Here is a 22,022-nt window from a genome sequence, read left to right as displayed (position 1 = left end):
AACTATTGGGGGTCACTTCAATTTGCTGGCTTTTTTTGTGTTTTTCTAAAATATCGTCGATACGACTGGCTTGTGCTGACGCCAGCTAACGAGTTTCCAACAAGAAACTAGCTGGTTTGCTCTAAACTCATATTCACGACATTGCGAATAAGTGTTTTGTAACCTTCGAAAGACGTGACTCTTTTGGGCGTAACTTGTAAGTAGTTTCCAACGATAACTGCGGGAACAGCTCTAATGGACATTTGCTCTGTATTGTTCACATATTCGGCAAGTTGAGTACGTATTTGGGATGACATCATTTGTTTTTTAAATTCAACTGGTTCTATGTCCAATTTCTTTGCTACAAATTCAGCCAGTGTATCCACACACTGAGGCGCTTTGTTTTCCCTAAGAGCAATAAATAAATGGTGCGTATATTGCGTATCAAGGCCAAGCATTTGCGCCACTGCAAATCCTTTTGTAAACAAAACATCGGTTTCGTCATTTGAGCTAAATACAGGGATTTTAGTTAAGCTGACATTTGATGGGAGTTGGCTCGATACTTCGGCATAGATAGGATCCATAGTTGCACAATGGCCACATCGAAAACTGAAATAGACTCGTACGTTATTGTCTTTCTTTATGCCATACTCGACAACGTTATAGTCCATTCCTTCTTTAAGATCATTAGCGAGTGCAGTACCGGAACCACCAAGTGATACCAGTAAAATAATCATCGATTTTAGTGTATTAAACATTGAATTCGTCTACTCATCTGAAACAATATTTCCGATGGTAATTTTGACTTTAATTTTATGTCAAACCTTTGGTTGAGATTATTGAGTGATACCCAAAGTGAATTTGGTGTGCGAGAGGAGAGATGAATGGTGCTCGGGATCAAATTTTAGGACATTTTTCGTACCAAAAACGAAACATAGATCTTTGAAATAGTGTTTGTGTATTTTTTTGAATGCTTTTTGGTAATAAAATGAAATGACGGTTTAAAAATTATTTAAAGCTTGTTCTGGAATGGAAATGAAACGAATTTCAATCATAGGTGAATGCATGATTGAGCTGAATGGCGAACCATTTGGTGCAATGTGGCAAACCTATGGAGGCGACACCCTTAATGCTGCGGTTTACGCCAGCCGTCATCAGGAAAAGTACTCCACTAAAGTGGATGTCAACTATCTAACAGCTTTGGGTTCCGATGCGTTAAGTCATGGGTTGAAGAAGCGTTGGCAAGATGAAGGGATCAATACGGATTGGGTGTTAGAAGATGCCAACCGAGTCCCTGGTGCTTATCTCATCCAATTGGATGGCGAAGGTGAGCGAACCTTCTTGTATTGGCGTAATGAGTCCGCGGCGAGGTACCTTCTTCAGCACCCTAATTTTTCAGATTTGAAAGAAGCGTCGATGGGGGCTGATGTAACGTTTCTAAGTGGAATCAGCCTTGCCATTTTGCCTGATGATGACAAACCAAAATTGTACCAGTGGTTGAAGGAGCTTCGTCAGGCAGGTTCAGAAGTCGCGTTTGACAGTAACTTCCGCCCGGCACTTTGGAAGGATACAGAAAGCGTAAAACAGGCCTACTTGAGTGTTTATAGAACCACAGATATTGCGCTGGTCACTTTCGACGACGAACAAGCGCTTTGGGGAGATACTACACCCGAAGAGACGTTCCAAAGGCTAGAAGCACTCGGTGTTCGTATTGTCGTGGTGCGATTAGGTGAAAAAGGCTGTTTAGTGCAGGACTTCTCCGATAAACAATCCGCGATTGAAGTACCCACCATCCCCGTGCAGAAGGTGGTCGATACTACATCTGCAGGAGACTCATTTAACGGTGCTTTCTTTGCTGCCTACTTAAATGGCGATTGCCTAGCAGAATGTTGCAAGCAAGGTAATATCCTTGCAGGAAAAGTGATTCAGCATAAAGGCGCGATCGTGCCCAAGAGTGCCACAAATTAGTCACTAAAGTTAATGGCTTGAAACTAGAAGTTTTAGGTCACTGACTCTAAAAGATATACCCAAATTTTATACCCAATGAACGGTAATATTGTCATTAGGGAAGAGAACCCTAGAAGAATTAAGGAGACACCGTGAGTACCATTAGTGAACAGTTAAAAGCGTTAAAAGTTGTCCCTGTCATAGCGATTGACAAGGCTGAAGACATTATCGAGTTAGGTAAAGTGCTCGCAGAAAATGGCTTACCAGTAGCCGAAATCACTTTTCGCTCAGACGCTGCCGTCGAAGCCATTCGCTTGTTGAAAGAATCGCAACCAGACATGCTGATCGGAGCGGGTACGGTATTGAATGCCGAGCAAGTAAAAGCCGCAAAAGCAGCTGGCGCTTCATTTATTGTTTCACCAGGTCTTAACCCAAACACGGTAAAAGCGTGCCAAGAAGAAGGCATTGAAATCGTACCTGGAGTAAATAACCCAAGCGCGATTGAAGCGGCATTGGAATTGGGTTTGAAAACGTTGAAGTTTTTCCCTGCTGAAGCATCAGGTGGCATCAATATGGTGAAATCTCTTCTTGCACCTTATACCGACATTGAATTAATGCCGACAGGTGGCATCAATACGAAAAACGTCAACGACTATCTAGCAATACCTCGTGTTATTGCTTGTGGCGGAACTTGGATGGTAGACAAAAAGCTGATTCAAGAAGGAAAGTGGGATGAGTTAGCGAAATTAACGCGTGAAGCAGTTGAGCTTGTTAGTTAATAAAGCGCTATGAGATGAATTTTACGTATTAACAATGCCAGCGTAATGCTGGCATTGTTGATCTAATGCTTTGTATACCAGTGCTATGTATACCAGTGTTTTATGGCATCACTGCTATTTTCATCTCAAGCACGCTAATTCATTTAAAGTCGCTATGAACGGCTTAGAATTCGAAAATACTTGGGTTGTAGCGCATGACCATGCCTTTCATTGCGTCATGAATGATTTGCTGGTGCTCTTCACTGACATGGGCAACGGCTTCTTGCAGCTCGTTGTTGATGATTTTTGAAAGCTCGTCGTGAACTTTTTTGCCTTTCAGCGTAAGGAAGATCTTTTTGGCATTTTTATGCGTTGGATCTGGGGTCGAGGCGATGTATTCATTTTTTTCTGCGTGGCGGATCAAGCTGGTCATAGTGCCTTTACTGCGCTGCAATCTTTCTGCTAACACGCTTGGGCGAAGGCCATCTTCATAATCCAGCTCCATCAGCACAAGAAGCTGCTCTACATTGATTTCTTTATAGAGCTTTTGGATTTCTAATTGAATTCGGTTTTGCATTTGTCGCGTTGCGATCCAGCTAATTCCAGCAGTAGTTTCGTAAGGTTTAGGTTTTTTATTGTCTGCCACTTTGTTGGCCCTCGACTTATTCATATGATCTATTGCAACATCTTAAGCATATCAAGGTTCGAAGTAAAAGGTATTTACTCAGTAAACTATTTTTTTGCGATCGATGAACGTTTGGTTTTATGTGAAATTGCATCCAATTTCAAACCTATTCGGATCAGGTTTGTGTAACTGATTGAATCTTTTGATATCAAAGAATCACATCAACATCAACTCTGAAAAATTGTGGTCTTTACTCGTATTGGTTTTACGTAAGATTTCCATCTAACTGCATTGGTGCATCCTCAACGTTGTTTCGAAATTCAAATTGATTCCACTTCAAGTTAATGGGTGAAAAAGCGGTTTATTCGATTTTCTGAGCGTTAAATCTTGCCCCATTGTTTCCGTTTTTTTGATCGCCATCTACACTCAAATTTGATGGTTAATTGAGCGAGTTCTCATTCGAATGACTCAATTCCACGAAAATCTATAACATCAACAAAAAATGCATGTTGCCTTGCGTTATGAAACTGGTTGAGTTATTAAAATTAGAAAACACGAAATAGTATGGAGTTGGTTGTGATTAACAAAAAGTTTTTTAAGACTAAGAATGAGGTTGAAGTAACATTTGAGCTGGATGAGAAAGAAGCCAGTTCTGTGGCGATAGTAGCGGATTTTCTTGATTGGAAAGCGGCGCCTATGAAGCGCAACAAAAAAGATAAGATCTTCAAATTCAAAACCCGTTTACCGAAAGACCAAGAATTTGAGTTTCGGTATCTTGTGAACGAATCAAATTGGGTTAATGATGCGAACGCAGATAAGTATGTGCCTAATTCGTTTGGACAAGACAACTGTCTCGTTTCTACTAGAGAGCGCTCAGTAAAATGATTCCCTATATATGGGAGCGTAATTAAACCCCGAACTTTTTAGCTTCGGGGTTTTAAGTATTCAATCTTCTGCAATAATTGTGGTGGTGATAGGGGGCAAGAGAAAAGGTACCCCTGAATCGATGAACACCCCATTTCTACTAGCTTATTCAATTCTGATTCGGTTTCGACACCCTCGGCAATGATATTCACTTGCAGCTGTTTGGCCAGTTCAACAATCAACTTGACGATTCGCTCTGACTTCAAATTGGTGAGCATGTTTTGCACAAATGTTTTGTCTATCTTTATACAGTCGATGTCGTATCGATGAATGTAGTTCAAGCTCGAGTAACCCGTCCCAAAATCATCCAAAGCAATTTTAAAGCCTTGTTCGTGTAACCCTTTCATTGCCAAACGGATATCACCGGATTGTGTCATGAGCACTGTTTCGGTTAATTCAATGGTGAATTCATGAGCGCTAAAGTGGTAACGCTCTAAACTTTTAGACAGCTGAGTTAGATATTGCTTGGGTTGAGCGAGTTCTTTTGCCGAGCAGTTCACGCTGAGTTCAATGGAATACCCTAATGCGTCTTCGAGAAAGCCCTTTGCTTCACAAGCGAGTTCAAAAACTCTTTCACCCAATTTACTGATCATGCCCGTATGCTCTGCAGCTTCGATGAACTCATCGGGGGCAATAATGCCTAGCTTAGGGTCGTTCCAGCGAGCTAGTACTTCAAATTTGCGCCACGTTTCCCCATTTAACAATACGATAGGTTGTAAGGCGACGCTGAGTGCGCTGTTTTCAACGGTTGAACTTAGATCGTGTGTCAGAGCTTCGATCACTTGTGAGCGTCGAAGGTGCATAGCACTTAGGTGGTTATCGTAAAACTGAAGATCGCATTTCTGGCTTTGCTTACATAGTTTCAATGCGAGATTGGCTTTCAGCAGCAAGTCGTCACCATTTTCGGCATCTTCAAAACTGACGATGCCAATGCTAATCGAAAAATTGAGAACAAACGCTTCGTAGCTGAATCCAGCATTGAGCACGTCGACGAGTGAACGAGCGAAAGCTTCTACGTTTTCACTGCTGCATATGGCGGCAAATTCGTCCCCACCGATGCGATAAATGGTGTCGACTTGATCAAAGCAACGTCGAACAGATTGGGTTGTGTGTAATAAAACTCTGTCGGCAATGTGCGTGCCGTATAAGTCATTGATCTCTTTAAATCCATTAATATCAATCAGTACTAAGCTAGAGTTATTACCGTTGTTTACCATCAAATGTTTCAAATGATGCGACAAAGAAAAACGATTATAGAGTTTGGTCAGGTTGTCTCGTTTGGTTTGTTCACTTAGCTGATTAAGCAAAGTATCGGTTTGTTCCACCAACCACTTGGCACGCAATTGGTGAATAATTATTTTAGAGAACAGCTTATGGTAATGAATTATGGAGTTGGGATCATCGACTGGGGTTTTAAACGTGGAGATGAGAATACCCAGTGTTTTCCCTTGCTGATTTTTTAGTGGGTAACCCAGATAGGATTCAAGCCGGAGATCGACTAGAAAAGGATCCTGAGGGAAGTGGTTGTACGCTTTTTCAGGGTAGAAACAGAATTCTTTATCGGCCTTAGTGGCTTGTTCACAAGGCGTGTTTTTAATGTCGTATTCCAGATCGCCCATGAGCTCGCCTTCTTGAACATAGGCCAAGGTTGCGGCAACGCGATTGGCTTCATTCAATTCGACAATACAAGTACAAAACGAGTTTAGCTTTTTATGGAGCAACATACACGTTTGCTCTAAAAGCTCATTTCCATCGAGTAAGAGTATGGTATTGATGTCACTCATACTGATGGGCGTATCATTGAAGTCCTTTCTTTCCATGATGTGTCAAAACCCAGCATTGACGTGATTACTTATTCATCTGACATGAACATGCAAACCGCACGTTATTTTATAAAGTGTGAATATAAAATTCTTATAGAACAGAAGTATAAGATGGAAAAAGTGGCACGAGTAAAAAAAATCCCGATCTGACTCTTTATTGAGAATATTATGAAATAGCGGTCATAGATGACCGCTATGAATAGAAGGAAAGGTTCTAGAAAAAGCCTAGTGGATTTACGCTGTAGCTCACCAGCATGTTTTTTGTGTTTTGATAATGATCGAGCATCATTTTGTGGGTTTCGCGACCAATGCCCGACTTTTTGTAACCACCAAACGCTGCGTGAGCAGGGTACGCGTGATAGCAGTTAATCCATATACGACCTGCTTCAATGTTTCTCCCCATTCGATAGGCCAAGTTGGTGTCACGTGTCCAAACTCCGGCACCTAGCCCGTATTCGGTGTCATTAGCGATGGCGAGTGCTTCTTCTTCGTCTTTGAAGGTCGTGATGGCGATGACGGGTCCAAAAATTTCTTCTTGGAACACGCGCATTTTATTGTTGCCTTTCAGCATAGTGGGCGTGATGTAGTACCCGCTTTCTAAGTCACCATCTTGGGATAAACTCTTACCGCCAATCAGTACTTCTGCCCCTTCTTGCTTTCCTATCTCCATGTACTTTAAGATTTTTTCAAACTGCTCGAGTGATGCTTGAGCCCCCACTTGGGTGTCGGTATCAAGAGGGTTGCCTTGCTTAATCGTTTTGGCGCGTTCTGTGGCTTTTTCGATGAACTTGTCGTAAATGGATTCGTGAATCAATACTCGGGATGGGCAGGTACACACTTCTCCTTGGTTGAAGAAAGCGAGCAACATGCCTTCAACGCATTTGTCTAAATATTCGTCTTCGTAATCAAACACATCAGAAAAATAGATGTTTGGCGACTTTCCGCCTAATTCGACGGTTGATGGAATCAAGTTATCTGCCGCGCATTTGAGAATGTGATTTCCGACTTCGGTCGAGCCTGTGAATGCTAATTTGGCAATTCGGTTGCTGGTGGCGAGGGCTTGACCTGCTTCTGATCCAAACCCGTTTACTACGTTGATCACACCTGGTGGAATCAAATCGCCAATCACTTCCATTAAAAGCAATATTGATGTGGGTGTTTGCTCGGCGGGTTTAAGCACAACACAACAACCAGCGGCCATTGCAGGCGCCAGTTTCCAAGCAGCCATGAGCATTGGGAAGTTCCACGGAATGATTTGCCCTACCACACCAATAGGTTCTGGAAAGTGGTAACTTGCCGTGTCTTTATCCAATTCAGCTGATGTTCCTTCTTGCGCACGAATGCACCCTGCAAAGTAGCGGAAATGATCGACGACTAAGGGTAGGTCAGCATTTAAAGTTTCCCGCACGGGTTTGCCGTTTTCCCATGTTTCTGCGACGGCTAGTGCTTCTAGGTTTTCTTCAATACGATCGGCAATTTTCAGCAATATATTGGATCGTTCCGTCACGCTGGTATTTGCCCATTGCGCGCGGACTTGGTGCGCAGCATCTAACGCTAATTCGATGTCTTCAGCGGTTGAGCGTGCGACCTGACAGTAGGGCTTCCCGTTTACTGGGGAAATATTATCGAAGTATTCGTTCCGAGTGGGTTTGATCCACTTGCCACCAATGTAGTTGTCGTACTGTGCTTTAAACTGGACCACCGATCCTTCTTTTCCGGGTTGAGCGTAGATCATCGTTCTATTCCTTTTTTTAGGTTTAAGTTGAAACATGAGAAGCGTGAATCGGTGTTTAAATCGCAAGCTTTACGCCAGTCTAGAAAAGTTTGTTGTTAATTAAATGTAACGTTATGATTGTTAAGTGGTTGACATTTAGGCGTGGGCAAGCAGCAAATAAAGGTTCCCTCCCGACGTATTGCTGAACTGTCACACTTTGGAACACGGGGTCTGTCTCAATATGGAGCAGTTGTCATGCACGACTCTTTAAAAAATATTCCTAGTTCAAACTGGTTGGTGGAATCATGGAAGCGAAGTGAATCTGCTGGTCTTGTCACAACCAAAAAACCTCAGCACATCCGATTGGATGGTGCGCAGTTATCAGATAAAAAATACCGTGCTAGGCAGTTAATCAATGCGGTTGAGGCAGTCGCGTATCCATTGTTTCAGCAAGTGTTTCAGGGAACGGATAGCCGCCTAATTTTGACCGACCAAGAAGGCGTGATTGTCGGGTCTTGGGGGCAAATGAGTTTTCAAGACAGGCTACACAACATTGCGCTGGAATTGGGAGTGTGCTGGCAGGAGCGCCTAAAAGGCACGAACGCCATTGGCACAGCCATAACTGAAAACCGAACCATTTCTGTGATTGGTGGCGAGCACTTTATACGCCAGCATCGTTTTATTAGCTGTACGGCAACCCCTATTTTATCAGGGGCTGGTGAGGTACTTGGGGTGCTGGATATCACCAGTGAACAAGCTGTACACGGGCAAGATACTCAGGTTTTGCTGCGTAACATGGGGCAACTGGCTGAGAATTGGTTGCTGAACAATATGCAAGATTCTCGTATCCGGCTTGAGTTTGCGATGAGTGAATCTTTATTGAATACGGGTTGGCAAGGTGTTGTTATCGCAGACGATAGCGGGAAAGTGATTGCTCACAATCAGTTTGCAAGCCGCATGCTGCAATCTGATGAGATCGTCGGGCAACCGCTGGAACGTTTGTTAAATAGTGAGGCGTTTTCAGATGATGTGAACCCTATGGTTTTTCGGACGGAGAGCATCACTCCGAATACCGTACCTTTCAAGGCATTTAGTACTCAAGTCGTCGATTCAAAGAATTCTGCGTCTAGCCTCAAATCACTCACTGTAAACAGCACTGCTAGCCAAAAGAAACCGAGCCTTCATTTGCATTTTGGCGACGATGCCATGGCAAAGGTTTGGCAACAAGCGAGTAAGCTCATAGACAAAGACATTAGTCTTCTTATCCATGGAGAAACGGGGACAGGTAAAGGTGAGTTGGTTAAGGCACTTCATCAACACAGCTTTCGATCCCATCAACCGTTGGTGGCTGTGAATTGCGGTGCAATACCCAATGAGTTAATCGAATCCGAGTTATTTGGATATGAAGCTGGTGCGTTTACCGGATCAAACCCCAAAGGGGCGATGGGCAAGGTGAGAGCTGCTGACAAGGGCATACTGTTTTTAGATGAAATTGCAGACATGTCACTGGGTGCTCAGTGTCGGCTTTTACACGTTTTACAGGACAGTGAAGTGATGCCCGTTGGAGCGACAAAAGCCGTACCTGTCGATGTTCGAATTGTAGCTGCCACCCACAAAGACTTGCCTGCCATGATTTCGAAAGGGGAATTTCGACAAGATCTTTACTATCGGTTGAATGGACTCATCCTCAATATTCCACCATTGCGAAACAGACAAGACAGAACCGAATTAATACAGCGTATTCATCAAAACTATTCTGAAGGCGCGCAAGTATTGTCTGCTGAGTTGCTGGCGTTTTTGGACGGTTATTCATGGCCAGGCAATTTACGTGAGTTAGACAATGTGTTGAAAGTCGCAACCTTGCTTTCGGAGGAAGCAGCGGAGTTGCGGGTGTCCCATTTGCCTGAACATATAGTTAACGTGCATAACTCAATCAAAGCAGATGCGCATTCTAATCCAGAAGGAACACTGAGCGAGCTTGCCGATGCCAAGCTCTTGAATGTGTATGCCGAGCAAAGTGAAAACGTGAGCCGGACAGCGAAAAAGCTCGGTATCAGCCGACAAACGTTATATCGAAAACTCAAGCGATTGGGTTATGAATAGCGACCGGTCTTCTAACAACGATCAGTCTTTCTGTTAATTAGCCACTTTCTGATACTTCGCTGCTTTCTGATAACCGCTAGTGCCCTTTCTCCTGTTCGAGTCTTTGCTTTAGGTGCTGAATAAAAAGCTGCGTGCGAGTGTGTTCGTAATCGAGTTTTGGGTAGTACGCATATATAGTGGTGGTTTCTGTTTTTAGACCAGGCAGCACTTGCACTACTTCACCAGAATCCAACATATCGCGAATCATCATTTTACTGGAAATCAGGATCCCCATCCCCACTTTAACGGCATGGTATAAGGCTTCAGGATTGGTGGTGGCGAAATTACCCTTGAAGGTGACTTTCTTCTTATTCTCAAAGAAAAACTCTCGCTCCAATTGCTCTCCCCAGATCAGCATATTGTGGTCTTTTAAATCCTCGACATGTTCTGGCGTGCCAAATTGATCCAAGTAATGGGGAGAGGCAAAGAACTCAAATGGATATTCAAACAATGGGGTGGCAATGAAGCTGAGTGAGTTCATTTGCTCAAGCTCTCGGCTTATATATACATCGAGATCCAGTTCGGGTAACTGACCGGGTACAGTTGTGGTCAGTTGTACTTTGATGTCTGGGTACTTGGTGAGAAAGTCATCCAAATATCGAACAATAAATCGCGATCCTACTGCAACGGTTGCCCCAATTTTTAAACGACCAACCGGAGCCTGTGTAACGGAACGGGTTTCATCAACAATGGATTGCCATTGTTCCATTTGGGACACCGAGCGTTCAAAAAATAGCGCTCCCGCTTCCGTTAAACTGATGGATCGCGTGGTGCGCTTGAGCAGTTGTGCACCAACACGGTCTTCAAGCCATAGTACGCGCTTACTAATGGCTGAGCTGGTGGTATTTAAACGCCTTGCAGCGCCATTAAAACTGCCTTCTTCGACGACTCTTATGTAGCTTTTTACACATTGCATCCAGTCCATAGCTCACTCACATTAATTCCTGACAGGACATAATTACTTTCCTAGATACCTGATTATCATTCATTGATAACAAAGTAAACTGTTTATGTTTTCACCTCCGATCCCTAATTGGATAAGAAATTGCCTTTGGATATTTTTAATTTGTCCAGATCTATTCACCTAGAGCGATTCATTTAGATCTATCCAGCAAGAAGCATCCATTTAGGTCAGTCCACCGAGAGTTATTTCACGAGGGTAACTCGCGCGACGTTTAAAACGAATATCTAAAACCAGTGCGGGCATCCAAAATCAAAGCGAGTAATCAAAATATAATGAGAAAAGAGACGTTCAGTAAACTCCCACTTATGCTTGCGATGATGGTGATCGCAACAGGTCAGGTTGGTGTCAGTATCTACTTGCCAGCACTGCCAGAGATGAACCAGCAATTTGCAGATTCACCGCTCGATATCCAATGGTTGGTGACGATCTATATGGTTGGTCTTGGTGCGGCGCAATTGGTGTATGGCCCAGTGGCTGACTCATTGGGAAGACGTCCTATTTTTATATTTGGTCAGGGTTTATATCTTGTAGGCACGGTGATCTGTGTGTTCTTGCAACACGATTTAAGCTGGATTGTGTTTGGGCGTTTATTGCAAGGGGTTGGAGCAGGCAGTACAGCAGTGATTGCAAACAGCATTCTCAGAGACTGCTACAGCGGTAATCGACTCGCCAAAGCACTTTCTTATGTCTCCATAATGGCGTCCGTTATGCCAATGGTATCACCGGTTTTAGGTGGGTGGCTAACGTGGCAGTTTGGCTGGGATTCGGTCTTTATGTTTGTTTTTGTCTACGTCGCGTTTATATACATAACGGGGCTTTTGATATTGCCAGAGACATTGCCTTACCCTCCCAAAATGCCCCAGCTGTATGCGGCGTTTAAATCGTACGCAGAACTCATTAAAACCCCACAAGTTCTTGCAACCACGACTTACGGGTGGGTTAACTTCTTAATGATCATGATGTCTTTATCGGTTATGCCTTACTTAGTGCAAGAGCAACTATCAATTAGCGCGGCGCATTATGGTGTCATTATGATTGTGCCATCTTTTGGGTTGATGATTGGTAGTGTGTTGCAAAACATGCTTAACCGGCGATTAGAACCCAAGTCCTTGCTAGGAACAGGCTTGGTGATGGCATTGGGCGCGGCTTTATGGATGTATTTTGCAGCTGTGAGTGTCTTTCATTTAGTGGGGGCGTTAACTGGGTTGGCGATTGCTCAAGGGTTGATGTTCCCGGTCATCAGCCGAATGCTACTAGAGCCTCAAAAAGATAAAGCAGGTACTGTCACGGCATTGTCTGGATCGCTACAAATGTTGATTACAGGAGTGTTTGGTGGTGTCGTTGCATCAATGATTACGTCTAAAGAACTACTTGGCGCATTTTTGTTGGTGGGGACATTGAGTTTATTGGTGCTCTATGTATTGCAATTGCGATGTAAGCATTTATACCCAAGTAACCTCAAGATGCAGGATTCAGAGCCTCATAGTCTGTTCCAGTTCAAGGAGAAGGACGCAGTGGAATGACGAGTCCTTTCCAAGTTCTTTGACGATGAAATGGGACAGAATATGGGCTCCCAAGGGCGAGTTTAACTGGCTTTCATACTGCGTTACCGATTATTGATTTAGAACGACTAGATCTTCAAATCGGTGCCTTGTCTGAAAGCCAGTTAACTATTCTTTGGTAGAGAAGTCGCTGAACCAAGCATCTTGAGGTCACTTGGGTATATATCTAGAAATAACGACAAATAAGGTGTTATCCAGCTAGCTCATATTTATATAATTAACACCAATTAACCTCTGTTTTATAACTGTCATTTATATGCACATACAAGTGGTGTAATTCTGTGATGTAACACTAGCTGTGATGTTGTGCCAAAAATTTGCTTTGAATCGCGAATTATTCATTTCATCGACCGAAAAACGTGGATTTAGTAACATGTCGCTGTCCGCTGTGTTGCATAAGAATTGCCCTCTAGTTAACGTTAGATATAAACATAATAAAATACGGCTAGCTGGGTGACATTTTGGATAAACACGCATTATTGAGAGTTGTCTCTTCAGCTCGCGATCATAAAGTGATCGCAGAAGAACTATTCAATTTTCTATCCGAACATTTCTCTCCCCATGCGATGTATTTTGTCCAAGCTCCCTCTACCGATCATCAACCCAAACCTGGGTTTTCAAAAGGGGAGTTTGTCTCCCCTTCAAGCTTTCCGTCTACGTTTTGGGCATGGGCAGCTCAATTTGATACATCCGATGGCTTAATACCTTTAGAAATTAATACGTGCTCTTGGAATTACAAAGAAACACTGAATGGAGAGTGTTTCTTGATGATGTTTGATAATCATCCAGAGTGGCGCACTTACCTGTTTGTTGAAGCGGTCGACCCAGAAAAATACCAAGCCAACACCACCAAAGAATTTTTAGATATTTTGAACATCACTGCCGCTCGTTGGCAGTGTTTGAGAGCAGAGCGAAACGCATCACTGGAATTTAAAAACCGTGACATGCGCGAAGCAAAATATCTAGACGAGATTCGCCAGCGTGAAACCTTCATCCAAAAGATGAAATTGGTGCAGCAAGTAGCGTTAGAGCTTTCCAACCCCGCCTCTCTGGACGACTTATATAAAGGGGCTGTTGAAGCCATTCGCGACCGCTTAGGGTTTGATCGCAGTGTGTTTATGCTGCTGGATATGAAAAAGCGCTGTTTTACCAGCACTTATGGCACCAGCGAGCAAGGCGAAACGCAAGAAGAGCACCAATCAGTATACGATCTCCACCAGCTTGAAGATGACTATATCGAGGCCTTACACAATCATGAAACGTCGTTGGTGATCATGGAAAATGCACCACTTTATACGACGGGCAGTGTGGTCGGGCAGGGGTGGAATGGGATGCTCATATTAAGAGATGAAAATGAGCCGGTTGGTTGGATAGCAATTGACAACTATATTCATCGCGAACCCATTACCGCCTATCAAAAAGAGATGCTGAAGTCTTTTGGTTCTCTGCTTTCTCAGATCTACATTCGCAAGAAACAAGAGCAGAATATTCGGTTACTTCACTCCAGTATGGTGGCGTTATCTCGATGCACTACCGTAAATGAGGTGTGTAAATCTGCAGTAGACTTTGCCATCAACAACCTTGGGATTGATCGGATGGCGGTTTTTTTGACCGACCCAGAGCTTACTCACCTTCGAGGTACATGGGGAACCGACATCCAAGGAAATGTAGTGGATGAAAGCTACTACGAAACCAAAATGCAGCGCGACAGGCCCCTCGTCTCGACGGCAATCAACAAGCCTAATGCGCTTTCACTGGAAGAATCTGTCCCCATTTACCACGATAAGCGAATTGTCGGTTTTGGTTGGACAGCCATGACCATGCTAAAAAGCAGTTCAGAAGGACCCATTGCGTTTCTTGCTGCCGATAATCTGCTTACCCGCAAACCCATGACAAGCCAACTTCAAGAAATGATGTTGTTGTTTGCCTCTAACCTCGCTGAAGTTTTGCAACGCACAAGGGCGCAAGAAGCCATTCGAACGTTGAACGAAAATCTAGAGCAGCAAGTGCGAAACCGAACTCTAGAGCTGGAGCTTGCAAACCAGCAGCTTGAAGCCTTGTCGAGTATTGACCCACTCACGCGTCTTGGGAACCGACGGCAATTGAGTAAACACATGGACGATATTGCCAATCATAAATCCGGCTCACCACAAAATATCGGTTTAATATTGCTCGATATTGACCATTTTGGTTTGTTTAATCAGGAGTACGGACATTTGGAAGGAGATATTGCCCTAATACGACTAGGGAATATCCTCAGTAATTTTTGTGACAGCAATGATGAGACTTTTTGCCGTATTGGCGGTGAAGAGTTTGCCTTGCTGCTTTCTGACACTACCGAGAGCAAAACACGCAAAATAGCTGAGAAAATTCGAAAATGTATTGAGACAGACGGCATCCCACATGCGAAAAACGACAGCTCATCTGTATTAACGGTTTCAATCGGTTATTTGACCGAGTCGGTTTTGCCATCCAAGTTCGACTTCGACTCCATGTATTCCAAAGCCGATAAAGCACTGTATCAAGCGAAAGATTTAGGGCGAAACCGCATTGTGAATGCTTCGGATGTTGCCATTGTGATTTAGTCTCTACCCATCACCGATTGCGCCCTTGTTTTATTTGCATCGACTTATTATTCACAACATACAAGCGTATAAACGATAAAAGCCCCAACCTCTTCCAAGGATGGGGCTTTTTATTACCTAAAATCAGGCTCCGTTAAATATCAATCACGTACAAACGCATGTGTTAATCTTTGCGACGTGTACGTACTGTTCTAGAGGCACCCATCACCAATAGAGCCAACATGCCAAATAGACCCACAGAACCGCCAGATGACGAGGTGGTTGGAGGAGTAGTTGTAATTGTAACTTTGGGTTGTACAGTCACAGTAATTTCACCCGTTGTGAACCCGCCTTTGCCATCAGACGCTTTATAGGTGAACGTTTCCACCCATTGTGCTGCGCCAGAAGTACCAGATGCCGTATACGTGATCTCATTACCTTGAATTGACGTACTGCCTCGCTTAGGAAGTGATGTAATTGTTAGGCTTAGCGTATCGGCATCGGCATCGGTGTCGTTATCAAGTGGTCTTATGGTGACGGACTCGCCGAATGTAACGGTAACGGCATCGTCTTGAGTAACCGGAACTTTATTACTTGCTTGAATGTTAAAAGTAACCGTATCCGTCGATTGAGCCCCTGCTTCATCGGTAACGGTAAGCGTCACATCTAATCTTTTACTTTCACTTAAATGCGGTATACGAACTGTTAGTTGAGAAGAGTGTTCACCAAATAATAGATAATCTTCGGACGTACTCCAAAGGTATTTTAGATTTGATGTTTCAACGTCAGAACTTTCATTACCAGATATTGTGATAGATTGACCTGCAGAGATGATAGCTGAACGAGCTAAAATAACCGCCGTAGGCACGTCATTTACCGGGTTTACTGTGACATCAACAGTGGCAATGTTTGACGTTAACCCTTCCGTTGTCTTCAATCGATAGGTAAATGAGTCGTTACCATGGAAGTTGGTGTTTGGTATGTAGTTAGCAACAGTTGATTGAGTATAAACGCGTCCGTGAGCAGGAGGAGTGACGATTTCGATCCCCTCTATTGGATGAGAGAAGTCAACTATGTCATTATTTCTCAGGTTTGAATCTACCGTGGTGTCTTCGTCCAATACGATTGTATCGCTTTCAGCAGTGAGCACCGAGCTTGTGTCGGAGCGCAACAGTGCGCCAAAGCTAAACTGATGCATTGGGTTCATAGCGAAAAGTTGGTGATTATCTTTAAAGAGTGCGTCACTTGACCACCACGATTCCACTTCACTGTAATTAATATAGGTTTCGAAGAATTTCCGTTCGATTTCTACGAAACCGTCGGTGAGTTCCAATAGTAGCGTGCTTTTCCCATCGGGTAGTGAAATGCTGTTTTCTAGCATAATTCTATTGCTCTCAGGAATGTATCCTTGAGACAGAAGTTGACCTTCTTCTGGAGTAACAGAGAGAACATTGTCAGCAGGTTGGTATGGGAATAACCAGAGTTTATATTGAGTGTCTTGAATACCCGTAGACCGAGTATAGATATGCAGGCCATCCAAAACACTTAGCGAGTCTCGTGGATTAATGGCAAAGGCTGCATAATTAACACCAGTATAAGAAAGCTGCAAGTAAGCGCGCTGGAAAGAGGTTGCCCAAGCGTATTTGTTTGGCTCGTCGACCATGCGTAAGTCAAAACTTGCTCTATTTGAATTGCTTGAGATGCTAGTAAACGCAATGTCAGAGTTTATCCCGACAAAACTGGATAGAGATGGAGTTGTGGTATCCGACAAGCTACGTTTGTTTGTGCTACCAGGGAATACGTCACCGTTATCTGCTCTCCAGCCAACACCGAGTTCATCGAGTCCATCAGCCTGCAAAATCTGAACCTGCATCGGTCCAACTTTACGCGCTTCGTTATTGATATTAACTGACGTAACAAGCAAGCCTTCACCAGGAATACCTGCATCGTAATCTTGGGCTTGTCTGTTTTCTAGGTAGACGCGACTGCCTTTTTCTTTTAGGTAAGGGTCAACGTAAATAACAGCGGAGTCGTTCGTTGTTTGTATTTCCTGCTGACCAGACGAGTTCAAAACTCTTGGTTCGACAAACCCTGCGGCTTTTTTCGTCCATGCCAACATATTCGAAGGTGTTTGACCAGGATACTGGTCGCCAGGTTTCATCGCCCAAGAGCCGCCACTCATTACCCCCCAATACCCAATAGAGCCTTTATCTGGGTTGTTTTTATCTGGGTATAAATCAGGTAGTGCCAGCATTAAGTGTCCAAGCTCATGAACAATCACCCCTAACGTCGACTGATGGTCACCTTGATAATCAGCAAACAAGCAATACGAATTGATTTGTACGTTATCCACTGTAATTGGGCTATGGTTCCACTTATGTGGCCAAATGGCTGGGTTTTCTGGTCCGCCAGTTCGGTCGTATCCTGCAAACACAAACATGACTGAAAGTTCGGAAGGGGTGATTTTTCCGTCTAGATCTTTGTCAAAATCCGCGAAATTGACCAGTGGATCGAGTTTACTGTAAATTTCTTCAAAGACAGGGGCGAACGCATCCCAACATTGATTGATACAACTTGGGTGATCTTGAGCAAGAGTAATATCGATCACACCATCATTCACAGTGCCATCTATCTCATTAGCTGGAACCACCTCGTAATTATCCGAAGAGTTTTTGCGAAAGTAATCTTTCACGCTTTGCTGCGTTGTTGAAAACACTAGATCGGTAAAGTCGTGAGTTATGGTGACATCGGCGAAAGAAACTTGAACCACAAGCAATGATTGTTCAACTATGCCATTTGCAGCTTGGTTGCGCTGAACCTTTTGAGGCATTGATTCAGCATAATTTGATTGCATAGTGCTTAAGTTGTCGCTTTGAGGTACGGCTGCTTTTTGAGCTTTCACCTGCATTTTAAACGCGGTAGCGGGTTCGATGATGGATACGGTAGGTGGTATTGCTGTAGAGGAGAATATTTCGCCCGCCGAGACAAGCTTATCACTTGTTTGATTGAGCTGAGCAAAGTGCCATTTACTGTCTTGCTGAATTAAAGCATGACCACCGGACGATTCATACCAGTGAAATTCTTTCGTCCCCTTCAACCTTACATCCATCGAGCTCCCATCTGGTAGGGTTATCTGATGAACTTGGGGAGAGGGCATTACCGTCGCGAAAGACGCAAATGAACACAGCCCCAGCAAACTAGCAAGGACACTACGTTTAAATATTCTCATATAAAATTCCATTTTAATTGTACAACCAAGCGTCTTGAGGTTACTTGGGTATATACCTAGCAAGGCGTATTTTCGTACAAAAGGGCGTTCTGAGAGCGTTTATGACTAAAGTGTCAGTTTTTGAGACGATGTTTATAAAACCTGGAACTTAATGGATGTGTCAATATGTAACACTTTGATTTTTAATGTTAATTATGAGTTTTCGATAGAGGTGTTAATAGAGATCTTATCTTGGAGTTCCATTCAATTTGAAGTGCACGCAGTACTGATGAAATCATAGAAGTTATTACCCTTCAGTTCGCTAACAAGAGCAAAACTACAACGCGTAATGGCACGTGAAACCCCCAAAATGTATCAGTCGTGAGAATCATTGATAATGTTCACATTTGCAAATCTATGCAAATGCGCTGACATGATGAAACGTGTACATTAGCGCTCGTCCCTTAACTGGGAAGGGCGGTAGCGTATGCAAAGCCTTTGACTATGACATTTTTGATATCGGTATAACTAGAGTTTAAATATGAAAAAAGTAACGTTGTTAATTACCAGTCTTTTGATCGCTAATAGTGTATCCGCGGCTCAGTATTTTCGAGATAGAGCCATTATAGGGGCAGGTGTTTATTACAGTGGTTCAAAAAGTATATTGTTTATCGACATTGATGGTGACAAAACGGGTATGGCGGCTTGTGCTACAACAAAACGTTTTGCCATAGACAGCACCACACCGAATTTTAAAGAAATGGTGAGCATTGCTATGACTGCCTATGCAACAGGCGATAGAACTGTTGATCTTGTGGTTAGCCCCTCTTGCAAGCATTGGGCGAACTCTCAAGATCTTACAGGAATTAAAATGGGTAAAATGCCTTTCTAGTCCCTTTTAGGAGCAATATGAATTAAGTTAGTAATGTGAGTTTTTTCTGGGGAAGAGAATGGGAAGTGAATATTTAGATTTTTTAGGGTCTGTGATTAATTATATTAATGTAGCAATGATTTTATTAGGGGTTACTACTTTTTCTTTTTTTCTTTATGAGTTTGTTCGAGATCGTTTTAATCCTAGGCTAGGACGGATTTATTTACTCGCGATAATTTTTTCTATTTTTTTTATTTCATCACTTTTTATGGAAAGAGCTCATGATAAAGAAGCGAGATTTCTATTTAAGAACATGATAGAAAGAAATGACAAGTTGGAAATTTATGTAAGTGGTAAATGCTGTACTAAAAGTATTAAGGACTTATTGCTATCAGTGCATAATCCTCCCTTAGGAAATAGGAATAAATCGAATAGACGAGATAAGATCGATATTAGTATTAAACTTAATAATGGTCGAAGTGTTGATTTGGTTGTTTATAGAAGCACGCATTTAAAAAATAATTGGGAAGTTTATACAAAAGTAAATATGTCAACTTTGAAAAAATCAAAATATTTAGGTATTATTAAAGATAAATATGGTGAACTAAATTGAGAATATTAATATTAATATCAGCATTATTCTATAGTGCTTATACATATTCGATTGCAATTGATGGAAATAAAAATGATTGGCCAATTGTTGATAGCGGAAGTGGGGTGATACATTCACAAATCACAGTTAAATCTGATTTATATAACTTAAGTGTAGGATTTTATAAAGAATCAGAAAAATTGTTAGTACCAATTTATAATAACGATTTAACCGTAATGGTTCCAATTGAAAAAAATGAATTCATAGTATGGGTTGATGCTGATAATGACCTTTCCACATCACTAGTAAATAATCAGCTAAGTAAAGGATCTGATTTAATATTTATTTCAAGCTCTAGGGGAGACTTTGTAATAACAAAACAGGGTTTATTTAAAGATAATCAAAATGGAGTGGAAATAGCTGTTAATAGAGAGCAAGGGATAATTGAGTTTAAAGTTCCTAAACATTTAGTTTTGTCAAATATTTATCACTTCAACCAGCCCAATGTATGGGGGTATTCTGGTAAAGTTCTAATTCCAAATGGAGAGGAAAGTAAGTTTTTACCTGATTATGAACCGCCTTATAGAGCCAATGATATATCTAACTACTCGAAGAGCGGACCTAATGCTGATCATGGCGATGTGTTGAGTTTTCTTTCAAAACTAGCGAATAGGTATGAAAGTGAAGGTAATCCAGAGGTTGCAGATTCTCTTCGCGATGCCGAAAGTAAGATTGAATATACAACGTACTTTGTACCTAGGGTATTAACAGGAGGTAAAGGCTTAGTTCAACAAGGGAGCATGTCAACAGGTCTGCAGATAAATGGAATTGCCGTTAATGGAACTGGAGGACTTGGCATAGACCGCGATGGTTTTTATGGCTTTGGCTCTGTGAATACAGGAACTGGAAGCTTTGGAATTGGAGTAGTCAGTCGAACTCAGTTTACAGGCGATCGAAATGACCACGCAGGATGGAGCTGGAATGGGGGCGTTTCAACTCCAATTGGTGACTTTTCTGTAGACACCCCCATTGGATGCAAGAAGTTTAGCTTTTCATGTGATGGAACAGCTATGGAGTGGGGGAGTGGTTTTGGGTTCGGTTATTACGGGCCTACATCAGGTCTGGGGTATACCTGGGTAACAGGAGGTACCTCTGATGAGGGTGGCGGTGACGGTTCTGGTGGCGGTACCGGCACTTCTACTAGACCTACAGGTTGTGTTACCCCTGGCTCAGGTGGTGGTATACCATGTTAATTTTTGTGTATTCAAAATGAGTTTCTTCAATAAATTTAACGAGATTAATTAAAATGATAAAAAAATTATCTAGCTTTCTACTGATGGCTGTATTTTCTTTTAGTGTAAATGCAGCTTGTAATAAAGATGAATGTGTTGGAAAAGGAAATGAAGTGGTTACTTCATTAATGGTTCATGAAGGTGGTGTTTATGTCATTCCACCTGAAGGGAGTAGAAATAATTTAGATTGCCGCTTAGACGGACACAGCATGACTTTAAATCACTCTCATCCATATTTTAAAGAAGTATACTCAACAATACTTACTGCTATGGCTACAAACAATAAACTAATGGTGAGAATAAAAAATGGCTCTCAAGGTTGCCAAGTAGCTTACGCAAGAATTTACTATTAATTTAGTGGTTAGTAATTATGAATAAATTAGTGTTTTTTGCCGTGTTGTTGTTTTCTTCTATTGTTGAATCAGCTGTATTATATAATGTGGGTATCGAGAAACTTTATGTCCAAAGTATAAATGGCGAGCATAGAAGCCAAGCTCATGCTGTAAAATTTAATAAAGCAATACATTCGTCTTGTAATAGCCGTTTATATATTGATAGCCTAGATAAAGAGGTTTTCTCAGCCCTATTAGCTTATAAAATGTCGAATCAGAAGTTTGATATTATGTATGAGATAAATAAACCAAGTAAATCAATTTCTGGTCATCTTGTTGCTACTTGAAAACTTATTTCCGTTTTCTAGTCATGAGGTTTAAAATGAATAAAGCAAAACTTTTTCGATTCTTAGTTGTGATTTTCTTACTAATACCTTTCCACACTTCAGCCGGAGGTTGGTCTGGTAGCCCTCTAGGAATTAGTCAGTTTCTAGTAGAAGCGGATAACAGAGCATATGTTGTATTCTCGTCTATTCCATTTCCTAATGAATGTAGTAGCCCTTCAGATAAATATCATAGAATTGATCCTAGTACACCGAAAGGTAAAACGATGATTTCTATGATACTTGCTTTTAAAGTATCAGGTAAAAGTGTAACAGCATTGGTAGGTGGTTGTGATGACTGGAATCGACCTATTCTGAAAGGTTTGTCAGTAAACTAAGGTT

The 22,022-nt window shown here is 42.2% G+C and carries 18 protein-coding genes; 12 read left to right on the top strand and 6 right to left on the bottom strand.

The window, feature by feature from the left end:
- Nucleotides 1-107: 107 nt before the first annotated feature.
- The gene (locus tag CW749_RS03210) at nucleotides 108-737 is read right to left on the bottom strand and encodes a thioredoxin domain-containing protein (RefSeq protein ID WP_101110563.1); all 630 of its coding nucleotides are present in this window, start codon (nucleotides 735-737) and stop codon (nucleotides 108-110) included.
- A gap of 277 nt (nucleotides 738-1,014) precedes the next feature.
- On the opposite strand from CW749_RS03210, the gene CW749_RS03205 reads away from it, so the two are divergent.
- Complete coding sequence (locus CW749_RS03205; protein WP_101110561.1) at nucleotides 1,015-1,947, top strand: sugar kinase; 933 nt, start codon at nucleotides 1,015-1,017, stop codon at nucleotides 1,945-1,947.
- Nucleotides 1,948-2,078: 131 nt separating this feature from the next.
- Entirely contained in the window at nucleotides 2,079-2,705 is a 627-nt protein-coding gene (locus CW749_RS03200; RefSeq protein WP_101110559.1) for a bifunctional 4-hydroxy-2-oxoglutarate aldolase/2-dehydro-3-deoxy-phosphogluconate aldolase, read from the top strand.
- Nucleotides 2,706-2,868: 163 nt separating this feature from the next.
- Here the strand turns inward: CW749_RS03200 and CW749_RS03195 are convergent, their stop codons facing one another.
- Nucleotides 2,869-3,354, bottom strand: coding sequence for a MarR family transcriptional regulator (locus CW749_RS03195; RefSeq protein ID WP_101110557.1), 486 nt, complete (start codon nucleotides 3,352-3,354; stop codon nucleotides 2,869-2,871).
- A 531-nt stretch (nucleotides 3,355-3,885) separates the two neighbouring features.
- On the opposite strand from CW749_RS03195, the gene CW749_RS03190 reads away from it, so the two are divergent.
- Nucleotides 3,886-4,194, top strand: a complete 309-nt coding sequence (locus tag CW749_RS03190; RefSeq protein ID WP_101110611.1) for an isoamylase early set domain-containing protein — start codon at nucleotides 3,886-3,888, stop codon at nucleotides 4,192-4,194.
- Nucleotides 4,195-4,232: 38 nt separating this feature from the next.
- On the opposite strand, the gene CW749_RS03185 is transcribed toward CW749_RS03190, so the two are convergent.
- Nucleotides 4,233-6,053 (bottom strand): bifunctional diguanylate cyclase/phosphodiesterase, encoded by a 1,821-nt coding sequence (locus tag CW749_RS03185; RefSeq protein WP_101110555.1) that lies wholly within the window; start codon nucleotides 6,051-6,053, stop codon nucleotides 4,233-4,235.
- A gap of 217 nt (nucleotides 6,054-6,270) precedes the next feature.
- Nucleotides 6,271-7,791 (bottom strand): aldehyde dehydrogenase family protein, encoded by a 1,521-nt coding sequence (locus CW749_RS03180; RefSeq protein ID WP_101110553.1) that lies wholly within the window; start codon nucleotides 7,789-7,791, stop codon nucleotides 6,271-6,273.
- Between the two features lie 234 nt (nucleotides 7,792-8,025).
- Here CW749_RS03180 and CW749_RS03175 point away from each other — a divergent pair, with 234 nt between their 5' ends.
- Nucleotides 8,026-9,873, top strand: a complete 1,848-nt coding sequence (locus tag CW749_RS03175; protein ID WP_101110551.1) for a sigma-54-dependent Fis family transcriptional regulator — start codon at nucleotides 8,026-8,028, stop codon at nucleotides 9,871-9,873.
- 76 nt (nucleotides 9,874-9,949) lie between these two features.
- Here CW749_RS03175 and CW749_RS03170 read toward each other — a convergent pair whose 3' ends face one another.
- Nucleotides 9,950-10,837 (bottom strand): LysR family transcriptional regulator, encoded by an 888-nt coding sequence (locus CW749_RS03170; protein WP_101110549.1) that lies wholly within the window; start codon nucleotides 10,835-10,837, stop codon nucleotides 9,950-9,952.
- Between the two features lie 311 nt (nucleotides 10,838-11,148).
- On the opposite strand from CW749_RS03170, the gene CW749_RS03165 reads away from it, so the two are divergent.
- Both CW749_RS03165 and CW749_RS03160 read left to right on the top strand, forming a co-directional pair.
- Nucleotides 11,149-12,399 (top strand): multidrug effflux MFS transporter, encoded by a 1,251-nt coding sequence (locus CW749_RS03165; RefSeq protein WP_101110547.1) that lies wholly within the window; start codon nucleotides 11,149-11,151, stop codon nucleotides 12,397-12,399.
- A 500-nt stretch (nucleotides 12,400-12,899) separates the two neighbouring features.
- Nucleotides 12,900-15,023, top strand: coding sequence for a GGDEF domain-containing protein (locus tag CW749_RS03160; RefSeq protein ID WP_101110545.1), 2,124 nt, complete (start codon nucleotides 12,900-12,902; stop codon nucleotides 15,021-15,023).
- A 163-nt stretch (nucleotides 15,024-15,186) separates the two neighbouring features.
- Here the strand turns inward: CW749_RS03160 and CW749_RS03155 are convergent, their stop codons facing one another.
- Nucleotides 15,187-18,231, bottom strand: a complete 3,045-nt coding sequence (locus tag CW749_RS03155; protein WP_180958311.1) for a M6 family metalloprotease domain-containing protein — start codon at nucleotides 18,229-18,231, stop codon at nucleotides 15,187-15,189.
- A gap of 520 nt (nucleotides 18,232-18,751) precedes the next feature.
- On the opposite strand from CW749_RS03155, the gene CW749_RS03150 reads away from it, so the two are divergent.
- The 6 genes from CW749_RS03150 to CW749_RS03125 are packed head-to-tail and all read left to right on the top strand — an operon-like array spanning nucleotide 18,752 to nucleotide 22,018.
- The gene (locus CW749_RS03150; protein ID WP_101110541.1) at nucleotides 18,752-19,102 is read left to right on the top strand and encodes a hypothetical protein; all 351 of its coding nucleotides are present in this window, start codon (nucleotides 18,752-18,754) and stop codon (nucleotides 19,100-19,102) included.
- 58 nt (nucleotides 19,103-19,160) lie between these two features.
- Complete coding sequence (locus CW749_RS03145; protein WP_101110539.1) at nucleotides 19,161-19,694, top strand: hypothetical protein; 534 nt, start codon at nucleotides 19,161-19,163, stop codon at nucleotides 19,692-19,694.
- Nucleotides 19,691-20,926: a hypothetical protein gene (locus CW749_RS03140; RefSeq protein WP_101110537.1), complete on the top strand. Its 1,236-nt coding sequence runs from the start codon at nucleotides 19,691-19,693 to the stop codon at nucleotides 20,924-20,926. The genes CW749_RS03145 and CW749_RS03140 overlap by 4 nt, the downstream gene beginning before the upstream one ends.
- A gap of 53 nt (nucleotides 20,927-20,979) precedes the next feature.
- Nucleotides 20,980-21,318, top strand: coding sequence for a hypothetical protein (locus CW749_RS03135; protein WP_101110535.1), 339 nt, complete (start codon nucleotides 20,980-20,982; stop codon nucleotides 21,316-21,318).
- Between the two features lie 17 nt (nucleotides 21,319-21,335).
- Nucleotides 21,336-21,644, top strand: a complete 309-nt coding sequence (locus tag CW749_RS03130; protein ID WP_101110534.1) for a hypothetical protein — start codon at nucleotides 21,336-21,338, stop codon at nucleotides 21,642-21,644.
- A gap of 35 nt (nucleotides 21,645-21,679) precedes the next feature.
- Nucleotides 21,680-22,018: a hypothetical protein gene (locus CW749_RS03125; protein ID WP_101110532.1), complete on the top strand. Its 339-nt coding sequence runs from the start codon at nucleotides 21,680-21,682 to the stop codon at nucleotides 22,016-22,018.
- Nucleotides 22,019-22,022: the final 4 nt, after the last annotated feature.

It is taken from the genome of Vibrio sp. vnigr-6D03 (assembly GCF_002835515.1).
Lineage (GTDB): Bacteria > Pseudomonadota > Gammaproteobacteria > Enterobacterales > Vibrionaceae > Vibrio > Vibrio penaeicida.
Note: the sequence above shows the minus strand (reverse complement) of the source record. Positions and strands in the feature narration are given on the sequence as shown.